The organism is Bacillus sp. NP247, from assembly GCF_018966865.1.
Lineage (GTDB): Bacteria > Bacillota > Bacilli > Bacillales > Bacillaceae_G > Bacillus_A.
Genome location: NZ_CP076653.1, coordinates 2618350 through 2631975 on the forward strand (window position 1 = coordinate 2618350; position 13626 = coordinate 2631975).

Annotated in this window: 12 protein-coding genes and 2 pseudogenes; 4 read left to right on the plus strand and 10 right to left on the minus strand. The window is 34.0% G+C overall.

Features of this window, described 5'->3' with window-relative positions; all coding sequences use genetic code 11:
- Positions 1 to 86: 86 nt before the first annotated feature.
- From KPL75_RS13755 to lytS, 5 genes are all read right to left on the minus strand, one after another.
- Positions 87 to 1121, minus strand: a complete 1035-nt coding sequence (locus tag KPL75_RS13755; protein ID WP_219921027.1) for an AI-2E family transporter — start codon at positions 1119 to 1121, stop codon at positions 87 to 89.
- Positions 1122 to 1460: 339 nt separating this feature from the next.
- The gene (lrgB, locus tag KPL75_RS13760) at positions 1461 to 2153 is read right to left on the minus strand and encodes an antiholin-like protein LrgB (RefSeq protein ID WP_002144612.1); all 693 of its coding nucleotides are present in this window, start codon (positions 2151 to 2153) and stop codon (positions 1461 to 1463) included.
- A 36-nt stretch (positions 2154 to 2189) separates the two neighbouring features.
- Entirely contained in the window at positions 2190 to 2612 is a 423-nt protein-coding gene (lrgA, locus tag KPL75_RS13765; protein ID WP_219921028.1) for an antiholin-like murein hydrolase modulator LrgA, read from the minus strand.
- Positions 2613 to 2744: 132 nt separating this feature from the next.
- On the minus strand, positions 2745 to 3485 hold the full coding sequence (locus KPL75_RS13770; RefSeq protein ID WP_002113186.1) for a LytR/AlgR family response regulator transcription factor: 741 nt from the start codon (positions 3483 to 3485) through the stop codon (positions 2745 to 2747).
- The gene (gene lytS / locus KPL75_RS13775) at positions 3463 to 5232 is read right to left on the minus strand and encodes a two-component system sensor histidine kinase LytS (RefSeq protein WP_219921029.1); all 1770 of its coding nucleotides are present in this window, start codon (positions 5230 to 5232) and stop codon (positions 3463 to 3465) included. The genes KPL75_RS13770 and lytS overlap by 23 nt, the downstream gene beginning before the upstream one ends.
- A gap of 100 nt (positions 5233 to 5332) precedes the next feature.
- Between lytS and KPL75_RS13780 the strand changes: the two are divergent.
- Positions 5333 to 5542 (plus strand): annotated as a pseudogene (locus KPL75_RS13780) (MFS transporter); the annotation flags it as partial.
- 59 nt (positions 5543 to 5601) lie between these two features.
- On the opposite strand, the gene KPL75_RS13785 reads toward KPL75_RS13780, so the two are convergent.
- Both KPL75_RS13785 and KPL75_RS13790 read right to left on the minus strand, forming a co-directional pair.
- On the minus strand, positions 5602 to 7170 hold the full coding sequence (locus KPL75_RS13785; RefSeq protein WP_219921030.1) for a BCCT family transporter: 1569 nt from the start codon (positions 7168 to 7170) through the stop codon (positions 5602 to 5604).
- A gap of 362 nt (positions 7171 to 7532) precedes the next feature.
- On the minus strand, positions 7533 to 8603 hold the full coding sequence (locus tag KPL75_RS13790; protein ID WP_219921031.1) for a nitric oxide synthase oxygenase: 1071 nt from the start codon (positions 8601 to 8603) through the stop codon (positions 7533 to 7535).
- A 214-nt stretch (positions 8604 to 8817) separates the two neighbouring features.
- On the opposite strand from KPL75_RS13790, the gene sodA reads away from it, so the two are divergent.
- Positions 8818 to 9444 carry a superoxide dismutase [Mn] gene (sodA, locus tag KPL75_RS13795; RefSeq protein ID WP_219921032.1) on the plus strand — a complete coding sequence of 209 codons (627 nt, stop codon included), beginning with the start codon at positions 8818 to 8820 and terminating at the stop codon, positions 9442 to 9444.
- Between the two features lie 88 nt (positions 9445 to 9532).
- Here the strand turns inward: sodA and KPL75_RS13800 are convergent, their stop codons facing one another.
- Entirely contained in the window at positions 9533 to 10411 is an 879-nt protein-coding gene (locus KPL75_RS13800) for an NAD-dependent epimerase/dehydratase family protein (protein ID WP_258237046.1), read from the minus strand.
- 104 nt (positions 10412 to 10515) lie between these two features.
- Positions 10516 to 11106, minus strand: a complete 591-nt coding sequence (locus tag KPL75_RS13805; protein WP_219921034.1) for an AmiS/UreI family transporter — start codon at positions 11104 to 11106, stop codon at positions 10516 to 10518.
- Positions 11107 to 11582: 476 nt separating this feature from the next.
- Here KPL75_RS13805 and KPL75_RS13810 point away from each other — a divergent pair, with 476 nt between their 5' ends.
- Positions 11583 to 11984: a hypothetical protein gene (locus KPL75_RS13810; protein WP_219921035.1), complete on the plus strand. Its 402-nt coding sequence runs from the start codon at positions 11583 to 11585 to the stop codon at positions 11982 to 11984.
- Positions 11985 to 12100: 116 nt separating this feature from the next.
- On the opposite strand, the pseudogene KPL75_RS13815 reads toward KPL75_RS13810, so the two are convergent.
- Positions 12101 to 12433, minus strand: a pseudogene (locus tag KPL75_RS13815) (glucanotransferase); the annotation flags it as partial.
- Between the two features lie 50 nt (positions 12434 to 12483).
- Between KPL75_RS13815 and pelG the strand changes: the two are divergent.
- Positions 12484 to 13620 carry an exopolysaccharide Pel transporter PelG gene (pelG, locus tag KPL75_RS13820; RefSeq protein WP_258237034.1) on the plus strand — a complete coding sequence of 379 codons (1137 nt, stop codon included), beginning with the start codon at positions 12484 to 12486 and terminating at the stop codon, positions 13618 to 13620.
- Positions 13621 to 13626: the final 6 nt, after the last annotated feature.

The following is a 13626-nucleotide window of genomic DNA, read 5'->3' on the forward strand; positions in this document are numbered from 1 at the left end:
CAATTTTATATTCTTCTTACAGTATGTCATAAGATACCATAAGTTATAAAAGAAAAAGCATCGAATATCGATGCTTTTTCTTCACTTTATTTTTCAGAAAAATCCTTCTCAGTTTCATCACTTGTCACGTCTAAAACATCTAATAAGAATATGAAGATCGGAATACCAATAATAAGTCCCCATACACCTAAAAAGTGTTCCGAGAAAATTAGTACCATAAACGTATAGAAAATCGGTAAATTTGTTTTTTGTGACATGAATTTTGGATTTAACACGTAGCTCTCGAGTGCATGAATTACTGTTACTATAACTATAATATAAACGACATACATAATACCGCCGATATTGTAAGCAATCATACAAAGTGGGAATAACGAGATTATAACACCCGCTACTGGAATTAAACCCAGTAAGAAGATCATTAACGCTAAGCCTAGTAATTGTGGGAATCCTAATATCCATAATGCGATAACAGATAACACACAGTTAACAATTGCAATTAAAAATTGTGCTTCGATTACTTTTCCGAATGAACGTGCAAATTTCTTTCCGAAATACTCTATTTCGTTATAGAAAATTGCAAGTCGACTTTCTTTAAATTTCGAAGTAAAAGCAACGATACGTGCTTTTTCAAGTAAGAAAAATAAGCTTAAAATTACAGAAAGTAAAACTTGAATGCCAAATTTCCCAACATTCGTAATAGATTTATACAAAATGTCTACGCCTTGCCCTACATATTTAGAAAGCTCCATATGATTAACAGCATTAACTGCATACTTAATTAATTCACTATCAGGTGGATTTCTTAAAAATACATTGAATTGATAAATCAATTGTGAAATTTGTATTGTTAATACCGGTAAATATTTAAATAGTGTAATTGCAATTCCCGCCACTAGCATTACATATAAAAGCGCTATAATAATTTTCCGATTAATTGGCATGAAATGATCTAATTTACGAGAAATAAACTTTTGGAATCGATCCATTAAATACGTCAACATAAACGTAATTAAAATTAAATTTAACATACTTTGCATCCCATACAATATGAGAGCAAGTAATACTAATACGATTAACCTCTGAAATCCTTTGCTTTGAAACAGGTTTTTTATTTGCATAATCGACGAGTACTCTCTCCTGTCCTATAAAGTAAAACTTTAACAAGTAGCTCTCTCTCTATTCTCTACTTATAATTATCCTTTAATATTAAAACCATTGCGAGCAATTTATCTTCAATCCTAACCGCCCGTTAATTTTGCTAATATATTATGTTACTTCTTATTTTACAATACAATGACCTATTTCAAAACGCATTATGCATAGTATTAATGAAGATTTAAGGAAACTTTTATTCTTATAAAAATAGGTCTTACCAATACTGTAACATAAAAAGCAAGCTATCAGTAGAAATCCGTCCTACAAATAGCTTGCTTTTATAATTTTTTAAGTAAGTTATATTACCCAATGAATGGCATAAACATCGGAATGATAACTACTGTTACAACACCAACTACTGTCACAGCGATACTTGCCATAGCTGCTTCTACTTCACCCATTTCGATCCCTACTGCAACCCCTAACGCATGTCCTGCTGTCCCAAGAGCTAAACCTTTAGCAATCGGATGTTTAACTCTAAATGTTTTTAAGAATAAAGCTCCTAATGCGTATACGATAACTGCATTGAAGATAACTGCAAATGATGTAATTGCTGGAATACCACCGATACTTTCAGATATTGGTAATGCAATTGCTGTTGTTGCTGCCTGCGGTAACATTGAGTTCATTACAGCTGTATCTAAACCAATTGCTTTTGCGACAATGAACACAACAACCACTGAACAAATAGATCCAACCACGATAGCCGATAAAATTTGCCACCAATATTTTTTTAACTTATCAACTTGTTTATATAATGGAATCGCAAATGCGATTGTTGCTGGCTCTAAGAAAAAACTAATCATCTTTCCGCCCGTATTATATTCCTCAAAGGTAAAGTTACCTACCTTTAAAAATACAATCCCTAATACCATTGCTACGAATAGTGGTGTAAATAAGAAGAATCCTTTTGAGTGCTTGAATAAAAACGTTCCGATTCCGTATGCAATTAATGAAACGACGATTCCGAAATATGGAGTCATTGTGCTTGTCATGTTCATTACCTCCTAACCATGTATGGTCTAAAATAGTTACGCGACTTTTCCATGTTTGCTTCCTTTGTTTACAACTTTCAACTCTTTTGTTTCTTTGTCATCTTTACCTAAAATCAATTGTGCAAATAAACCTGTTACAGCAAGTAAAATAATTGTTGCGACAACGATTACGGTTAGGATTTGTACGAAATATTGGCTCATTACACCAAGAGAGTTAATAACTGAAATACCTGATGGGACAAAAAGGAATCCGATAATACCTGTTAAAGCTGTTCCGAGTGATTCAACTTGCTCCAATTTAATAACCTTTAAACATAATAGACTAAATAAAACGACTAACCCGATTACTGATGACGGCATCGGAATTGGTAAATGGGTTGAGATAATATTAGAAACTAACATAATAGCTGAAAAAACGAATATTTGTGATAGAAATCCATATACTTTTTTTGTGCTCATTTTGGCCACCTCTTTTGATTTGGTACCTTTATTTTATAGGATACAAACACCTAAGTAAGCGTTTACATAACAGGATGTCAAATATAAACAGCCAATTACAAAAATCATACGGTGAAATACAAAAGCTGCTCCTTAAATACGGAGCAGCTTTTTAAGTTCTTTTGCATATGTACGGCTAACTGGGACTTTGGATCCCTCTTTCATAATTAAGTTATACGTCGAATTGAACCACGGCTGTATCTCAGAAATATGATTAATATTAGCAACGAAACTACGATGAACACGCATAAAAATTGTTTGTGGTAATTTCTTTTCCAAAATGACAAGCGTATCATGTGTTACATATGTTTCTTTCATTGTCTTTACAGTTACTTTCCCATCTACAAGCCCTACATAAATAATATCTTCAATGTTGACAAGTACAATTGATTCCTCAATTGGTAATGCTAATTTATGCATCTCGGTCGTTACATCTACACTCTTTACGTCTTGCTTTGTTTCTAATTTTATTTGCTTTTGTTTTTTATATTTCTTTAATGTCTGTACGATACGTTCTTCATCAAATGGCTTTAAAATGTAATCTAATGCATCTACTTCAAATGCTTGCAGCGCATATTGATCATATGCAGTAGCAAATACAATTGAAGGTGGATTTTTCATTTTCTTTAATATATTTGCGATTTCAAATCCGTTATCATCAGATAACTGAATATCTAAAAAAACAATATCTGGTTTGTTTTTCATTAATTCTTCTAATGCATCCTCTACACAATCTGCCTCACCAATTATCTCTACTTCTTTTGTTTGCTCTAATAAATATTTCAATTCATCCCGTGCTAACATTTCATCATCAACTACTAATACTTTTAACACTCCGTTTTTCCTCCTCTACTTTTTTCGGAATTACAAAGAGGATCTTTGTCCCTTGCTCTAATTCACTTTCAATTTGAAGCATTGTCTCTTTCCCAAATAACCCGATAAGTCGTTCATTAATATTATATAAAGCTGTTCCCGTCCCTTTCCTTGATGGAACTACCATTTTTCCTAATTGCTCTAGACGTTCACTCTCAATCCCTTGTCCATTATCCTTTACTTCAAAGTGAACCATCCCTTCTTTTTCAAACACATGTACCTCGACTTGGCACACTGGCTGCTTTTTCGGAAAAGCGTGGCGCAATGCATTTTCAACTAATAGCTGAAGCACAAATGGTGGAACTAAAGTCACCTTTAGTGCCTCTTCAATGTACATCTTCACCTCATACTTATTCGGAAATCTCGCTTGCTCTAACGATAAATATGCATGTACATGATTCAACTCTTGTTCTAATGGAATAAGTAATTGTCGTGCCCCTTGCAAATTACAACGAAAATAAACGCTAAGCTGCAATAATAATTTTCTCGCTTTCTCTACATCCGTTCGGCATAAAGCTGATACCGTATTAATTGCATTAAATAAAAAATGCGGATTGATTTGTGCTTGCAGCGCTTTTATTTCGGCATCTTGCAACAACTTACTTTGTAACTCAGCTTCACCTAACTCAAGCTGTGTGGAGAATATTTTCGCCAGCCCTTCCGCTAACTCTTCTTCAACACGACTTAATTGATTAGAGTTTTTAAAATAAAGTTTTAATGTTCCTATCGTATTTCCATGTGAAGTTAATGGAATAACAACTGCCGCTTGTAATGGACACCCCTCATGTTGACAATTAATAATCTCACGAGACTTCGCTTTCATTATTTCCCCTGTTTTTAATACGGATTTTGATAAACCTGTTATTAAACTGTGTGAAGGAATATGATGGTCTGATGCTAATCCAACGTGAGCTAAGATTTTCTCTGTATCTGTTAAGGATACCGCATCCGTTCCCGTAAAGCGGTGAATAATTTGTGCCACATGTTTACAAGACTCTTCTGTTAACCCTTGGCGAAAATATGGTAACGTCTTATCGGCAATCCGTAATACTTTATGTGTTTGCAGAGCTTTTGCATTCTCTTCCTGACGCAAAATGGCTTGTATCATAGAAAGTAAAATAAAGCTCCCGAAACTATTCACAAGGATCATCGGTATCGCAATTGTTTTCACAATACTAATTCCATCCTCTACAATTAATAGAATCATAACCATTTCTAAAGAAACGATAAAAACACTTAAAATCGCTGAAAATTTAGGCGTAATTGTACGATTATATTTTTTGAAAATGTATCCAATATAACCCGTTATAACTCCTGCTAAAATTGATGAGATTGCACAACTTGCCGCTGTCGTCCCACCAAGCATATAACGGTGAATACCAGCAATCGATCCTACTCCAATTCCAACGATAGGCCCGCCGAGCAATCCACTAATTCCAACACCCATAATACGTGTATTCGCAATTGTACTCGATGAAGAAACACCTTGTAGCCAATTTTCATTCATAATAGTATTTCCTGCTATTTCAATCCCTGTGTAATTGCTTACAATTGTAAACACTGAAAAAATACAAATAAGCTTAAACTTATCTACATATCCGTCTTGCTTATGAAGAAGGCGCCTAAATGTTTTAATATGAGAAAGTAAAAATCCTAAAATAACAATAAGTCCGACGCGTTCAATCATCATAAGTACTAAATTTAGCATCTGTGATTCATTCCTTTTTATATTAGTTAGTTTTATTATGGGAAAATAATGAAGCGTGCGTCAAGAAGAATGAAATGTTTTTGAAATATTTTACACATAAAACTATCCTGCCGAAGCTCGCTCCACAGCGGAAAACTTTATTTTCGGTACAGGGCGTGGATTAGCTGGATTTGGGCCGGTTATTATCGGATTACTCGCTACGGATGGCCATCTACTTGGAGCATTGTCCCTAATTTTTATCATCTATCCAATCGGATTGATTACGATGCTATTATGTGTACCAGAAACAAAGGGAAAAGTGTTAGATTAAACGTAAAAGAGGAAGCACCTCATTTCAGATGCTTCCTCTTTTCAATGTTTGTTTATCATTTATTTTGATTTACTAGCCTTCTGGAATAAGAAAGCTGTTTTATCTTTTTCTTCTACAATTCCTTGCTTCAATGCTAATTCCCCTGCAACTTTAGGAGCTAACCATAGCATCGGGAATAATAAAATTGATACAGGAACAGCCGTCACTACAATAAAGGATTGTAATGCATTAATACTTCCCTCACCCATATATAAAAGAATTGCTGCAACTGCGCCCATAATAAGCGACCAAAAAATTCGCAAGCTAATTCTAGGATCTCCATCTCCAGTCACTGCCATCGAGATAGAATAGGCCATTGAATCTCCTGTTGTTACTACAAATAAAATTGTTAATAAAAGAAATGCTGGTCCAATAATATTAGAGAGTGGCAACTGCTGTGTAATTGCAATCATAGCTGCTGGCATACCAGATTCACTTAATGCAGCCGAGATAGAGCCAGGCTTCATTAACTCATAAAACACACCTGATCCTCCCAAAATCGTAAACCAAAACGTTGTAATAATAGGTGCAATAATTCCAATTGCAACGATGATTTCTCGAATCGTTCTTCCTCTTGAAATTCGACTCACTAAAATTGCCATCATCGGTCCATATCCAATAAACCATCCCCAGAAGAAGATTGTCCACGATCCTAACCAACCTGTATCCCCGCGATATGTGCTCATTGGTATAAACTCATTTATATAAAATCCAAACGAAGAAACAAATGAATCAATAATAAATCCACCTGGTCCAAAGAATAACACAAACATCATCAATAAAATCGCTAGTTTAACATTTAAATCACTTATTATTTGAATCCCTTTATTAATTCCCGTTACCGCAGATATAGTAGAAACGGCCACTACACAAATAATAATTGCTAATTGAGTAGTAAACACATCAGGAATTCCAAATAATGCTTGTAAGCCATAACTTGCTTGTAATCCTAAAAATCCGATTGGGCCAATTGTTCCTGCAGCTACCGCAATAATTGCAAATACATCAATCATTGTTCCAAGAAAACTCTTTCGCAATTTCTCCCCAAAAATAGGATATAAAAGCGTTCGAGGTTTTAACGGCATACCTTTATGATAATGCCCATACATCATAACTACTGCACTAATTGTCCCTAAAATCGTCCATGCTAAGAAACCCCAGTGCATATAACTTTGTGCTAAAGCAGGCATGACCGCTTCTTTCGTTCCAGCAGATATACCTTCATGTATTGGTGGCACCGTCATCAAATGATACATTGGCTCTGCTGCTGCCCAAAAAACGCCACCTCCGGCAAGTAATGTAGACATAATAATAGCGAGCCATTTTGCCGTACCAATCTCAGGTTTTTCTAATCCTCCAAGTTTAACTCTCCCATATTTCGAGAACGCCATACACATCGCAACAATAAATGTACCAATTAATAAAACCTGCCAAAAGGCACCAAAATATTTAATTGAAGCTGCAAAACTGCTATTAATGACTCCCTCTACATAACTTTTATTTAAAATAACTGCAATTACAAATAATAAAAGCGAGCCACCGCTAATAAGAAATACAGGCCAATCCGTTTTTTGACTCTTCATCCTCATTTTCCTTCCTCCTTCCTCAGCAATCTAAAAAAACAACTTTATTATGTTTTATTGTTTACACCCAAAACACAATGATTATATAAGCATAATAATTCATCAATTTTCTACACACTTATGTTGTCCCTAAAAATATGCTAAATCCTTTATTTAAAAGAAATTTTCTATTCCTATCACATAAAAAAGCAAAACAAAAGACCTTATATTTCTATAAGGTCTTCGAAACAGAAATTTGATTATAACACAACGAACTCCCTGGTTCAAAAATCCCCTTCCTCAAATAACTAAGAGTAAAGGCTTCCAATTGCTACATAACAGTAATTTAAAAAAATTTATATTTTGCAAGAAATGCCCTATACTACAAACTATTTATGAAAGAAATTTGGCTTCAAAATATCATTCGGATACGGTTTATGATAAATATGAGTGGTAGCTGGCGACAACGGCGGAATTAACCACACCCAGTTGCCAGTTACAACCCGCCCACAAGCAACTTCTTGCTTCTCAAACTGCTGAAACTGCTGGGCGGCAGTATGGTGATCTACAATGCTAACCCCTTGTTTTTTGAAAGAATGTAAAACAGCTATATTTAACTCAATCAACGCTTTGTCTTTCCATAACGTACTATTTCTAGAATTATCTAAATTCATCATCTCTGCAACTGCTGGAAGCAAATTATAGCGGTCATGATCCGCTAAATTACGAGCACCAACCTCAGTCCCCATATACCATCCATTAAACGGGGCTGCTGTATAAGAAATACCGCCTATTTCTAAGCGCATATCTGAAATCATCGGTACCCCATACCATTTCACTCCTAAAGATGACATTGGGTACTCTGGATGTTCAATTGGTACCTCTTTCACTTCTTTTTTAGGAATTTCTTTATACATAGGCTCTTTTCCATCAACAGAAAATACAAGTGGTAATACATCAAAATGTGTACCTTCTCCTTGCCAACCAAGCTCCTGACAAAAATCTGTAAATGTAGTGGAATGAGAGTCACCGATCACTCCCATTTCCGTTTTATATCCTGCATATCGAATTAATTGGTGATTATAAATTCGAATATTATTTTTTTCACTTTGATATTGCTTAAAAATCGTAATTGTCGGCTTAACTTTCCCATCGTTAGTTGCATATTTAATATGATGAATTAATGCATTATATACACCTTCCTCATCATCTACTTCACGCGCATCTAATATGTGCATCTTACTCCAAAACAATCTCCCAATGCATCTATTACTATTACGCCATGCCATTCGCGATCCATGAACAAGTTCTTCAAATGTATGCTCATACGTTCCGGTCTTCTCTATTTCTATTAGAATTTCTCCAATACGCTCTTCTATTAATTGCTCTTTATTAAGTTCCTTATAGCAAATCGTAATAAAATTAATCGCTTCCTCTATTAATTGTTTCGTTTTACTCATAAACAATCTCCTTCTATTTCAACAAACGCTACTAATTTACAGTATAAGCAAAAAGGATAATAGTCACAAACGAAAGTGAAAGTGTTACTTTTATTGTAATACTTTCAGAAAATTAAATAACTTTCTATTGACTTACATGAAGAATAGGTGTAATTTTGACTAAGGTAAAGTTTTTTTACCTAGACCAACTTTTAAAAAGAAAGGAGGTAATTTTATGTCTTCATTTCAATTGCCAAAGCTTTCATATGACTATGATGAACTAGAGCCATATATCGATAGCAATACACTCTCCATTCATCATGGAAAGCACCATGCGACATATGTAAACAATTTAAATGCTACTTTAGAAAATTATATTGAATTACATAATAAATCTTTAGAAGAGTTACTATGTAATTTAGATGATTTGCCAAAAGAAATTGTTACAGCTGTAAGAAATAACGGTGGTGGACATTATTGTCATAGTCTTTTTTGGGAAGTGATGAGCCCACGAGGTGGCGGCGAGCCTAATGGAGACGTTGCAAAAGTAATTGATTATTATTTCAATACCTTTGACAACTTAAAAGACCAACTGTCCAAAGCGGCCATTAGTCGTTTTGGAAGTGGATATGGATGGCTTGTTCTTGATGGTGAAGAACTCGCTGTTATGAGTACACCCAATCAAGATACACCTTTGCAAGAAGGTAAGATCCCATTACTCGTCATCGATGTATGGGAACATGCCTATTATTTAAAGTATCAAAATCGGCGTCCAGAATTCATCACCAATTGGTGGAATACAGTTAATTGGGACCGAGTGAATGAAAAGTATTTGCAAGCAATTCAATTACAAAAGCATTAGTCGTGCGTATAAGGTAAATTTGGTAATGTAAAATTAGTATTGTCGAAATCCTCCAGAATCCCCCGGATTGCCACCGGGGGATTTATGATTACTTCAGTGTATTTATGTAATGCTGTAAAACATTTTTTATTTCTAATTTTAATTCTTGGAACGGAAATCCTAATTCGCGAGCCTTTCTATTATGTAACGTACAATTAGTTACCTCATTATAAGGGGCTATATTGTCTCCTACTTCTTGAATAAGCGCCTTTATCCCCGTGCTTTCTTCTATAAAACGAATAACTTCTCTCATAGTAATCACCCCGTTACTACAAGCATTAATTGGACCTTCTATGCTTTCCATTCCGCACCATGCTAAAAACTCTCCAGCTTCTTTTTCATGTATGAACGCCAACTTTCCATCTAACGAATTTACAACAATTGGCTCTTGTTTCACAACACTTTTAACGTAAAACTGCAATCTTTTCGTATAATCACTTTCTCCAATAACTACCGGAAAACGTACTGCAACGACTGGAAATGTTGCATGTTGAAACAACACCGCTTCTGCTAATCGCTTCCCTTCACTATAAGTAAAATCTTTCCTATCTCCATACGTGATTGAATACTCATACGGGTTAAAATCCTCTTCTTGCAGGTCTATTGCAGGTTCATAGACAGCCATTGAAGATGTCATAACATATTTTTTCACCCTATCACGTAATACTTTACATATAACTTCCGCAGCATTCGAGCTATAGCATAAATTATCGTATACAACATCATAGCTTTTACCTTCCAAACGCTCTTCCAGTAACTTTTCGTCTTCTCTATCTACTACGATTCTTTTTACTGTATCCCCAAAGGAATCTTCGGTAATTCCCCGCGTAGCAATTGTTACATCATCCCCAGCTTGCAAAAGTGCTTCTACTAAATGTTTACCAAAAAACCTTGTTCCCCCTAGCACCAATACTTTTTTCACCTTCATCATCCCCGTTTTATAAATTGTAAAATACTACCTTTATTATAAACGCTAAAATAGAAAAAACATGGAATCAGTTTAACGATTCCATGTTTTTTCTACATACGATACTAACGTACTCGGTATTTAAAAATACAATAGCAGCAATATAAAATAGAAATTACTGATACGTAAACCCACAGTTCATATACGAATCCCTCTCCCCATACTCCCATAAAATAAAAGAGTGAAGGCAACGTCAATGTTACCCATGATTGTACAAAGGCAATTCTGCCAAGATATTGATTGATATTCTTTTTTTGTGCATTCAATACAAAGAATAAATACCAAAGTAATGCCCACATAAACCATGTTAACGCATTAACAACATCGTGGAATTGAACAAATGAAACAACCATATAGAATAAAGCAATAATTGCTACCCAAATACAGAACCATCCTAGTCCACTACTATCCATTCCTTTAATAAAAGTAATGCCTACATATAAATAAGTTAAACCAAATAAAAAAGTAGCTGCGTATGAATATACCGTCCAATTACTTTGATCAGAAATCATAATCAAATAGAACGGAATGATAATTTGTAATGCTCCCACAAATAAATTAAAGACACCTGCACTTTTCATCTCTACTTTGCCTAATATGACAAGACTATTTAAAAATAAAGCTGCACCTGAAAGTAATAACCCTACGTAACCCATATATATTCGTGTGAAAATCTTATATTTTCACACTGTAACCTCCCCACCATATAAAAAATCATATTATTTATTATCTTTCTTCTTACTTAAAACTACATACAAATTTTTTCATATCATAAGTCAGACTTCCTACCTTAAAAAATAAAATGAAAATCTCTTTTATAACTTATATAGCAATATTATTTCTTATTTACTCCCATTCAGCTTTCCCGTATTTGAAAGTAAAAATGTTACTCTAACAACACCCAGAATTAAAAGCGCTTTCAATAAAAAATAATCCTATCAAAAAGCTAATAGGATTACTTGATTATAAACGCACTCTAACAACAAAACAAGACCTGGGATGATTTTCAAATTATCCTCTTTGTTTTCTATGAAAATCAATAGAATGATTCATTTATACTAGTTCATTCTATCGATCCTTCACATAAAATATTTTAAATTCATATTAATCTTTTAAGAAAGGTAAGATGTATATGCTTCATCATGGAATTCCCCGATATGTAATTCATTCAACTGGTGTTTTAACGAAAGAAACTAATACTGTTTCCGCTGTAGCTAACATTGTGAACCTGGATAAATACTATCCACATCACGTAACTATTGAGGTATGGGATTGGTCTACTTATTCCACTCCTGTAAAACTTCCCGTACTGATTGGAGAAAATGTAGAAGCGAGCTTCCCCTATTCTCTCGACAGTAATAATCTTGCCGTTTTTTACGCCGATTTAGATGACACTGTAGATTTATATGAAATCCGAATTTCATATAATGATCATTCCAACATTATTGCAAATTGCTTTGGGCGAAGCTTACCACCATATTCAAGCCAAGAAGGTAACACAGTATACCATAAACAGCTCGTTCGAATTCATTAAGTCCCCCTATTATATAAAAAGGGCTGGTCAGTAATACATTCATCTTTATAAGATAATCGTATTACTGACCTAAACTGTCATAGTCAATCTTGATAGTTTCTTATTCCGAACAATTGCTATTTATCATAAATGTCATTCGGATTGATTGTAGGAATAAATCCATTTATAGAACTATATTTTTTAGATACGTTATTTGGAGTAACGGTAAACGTTACAATTTTATTACTTTGTTGTTTAAAATAGCGCATCCAATTTTGACTCCATTCATCTTTCGCAATAACTTGTTTATTGAAGTCTTCCCACAATACACCATGTATAAAATTCAAGGATGTATTTTTAATTGTGTCAAATCCCCAATTCTGTATAAGAAGCAGGTTGGAATCAACGCTTTTAATTTCTTTTAATAAATTTACATATGCTTCCCGGAATTTCCCTTGGGTAGCTGGCTGACCTTTTATACGAGCAAAAAGCTGATAAAGTATTTTCTTCCTTTTTAGGAATGACGAAAATCACACTTTTCTTAGCTATTATCTTATGGCTTTTGTTTGCAATTTTTACACCATTAGCCTTGTATTATAAAATCGTGATGCTATTTTTATTTTTAGCTTTAAATATCATTTGGATTCAATCCATTTATTTAACAGCAGCTAAAGATTATCAGTCCATCGCTCTTGCATTTTTAATTGGTTCCATTTTCTCCTTATCTGGAATTGCACTTATATCTTACTGGCATCCAACACTCGGACTAGAACATGGATTTGCCCTATTACTTTTAATTGCTTTTACAATTGGGACCTTCATTACATTAGTGTGGTTAAGTATAGTTATTGTACGAATGTTTCCAAATAGTGATGCTACTGAACAATTTACCTTTCTTTCTTATTTAGATAAATATCCAGAACTATTTTGGTCAAGCTCACTTTACAATATTGGCATTTGGGTATGTAACTTTGTTATTTGGTTCGGGGAAGGGCGAGGAAATATTGAAAACACATTTATCTATCATCAAATGTATGATACCTCTGTTTTCTGGGCTTATTTAAGCATTATCCCAACCTATATTTTCTTCGTAGTATCCATTGAAACAAGGTTTTATGAAAGGTATAAGAAGTTCTTCGGTTCAGTTAACAATGGGGCGACATTAAATACAATTTTACAATTAAAAGATTCGATGAACTTTGTCCCCAAACAAGAAATGGAACGCATACTTCGTAATCAAGGTATTTTTTCTTTACTTATTATTTTTATAATATGGATGTTTAGTTCACAATCTGGAAAAATGACACTTGAATACTCTATTCTGCAGCTGACTATAATTGGTGCCTATGCAAACGGGATGGTCCTTGTTATCACATTACTACTCTTATATTTTGAAGATCGTAAAGGTGCACTTCGAACATCAGCCTTATTCTTTTTTGCAAATCTGTTATTAAGTATTCTTCTACTTCCATTTGGATTCAATGGTTACGGTATTAGTTTTGCAATTGGATCTTCTATTACATTCTTATATGCTATTTCTAGACTCTTTACTTACATTAAAGATATTGATTACTACACGTTTTGCCAGTCAAACGTCCCTATAAAACAGCGAACTTTCTTTACTAAATTTGCTAATAAACTTAATGGAAATAAATAAATAAAA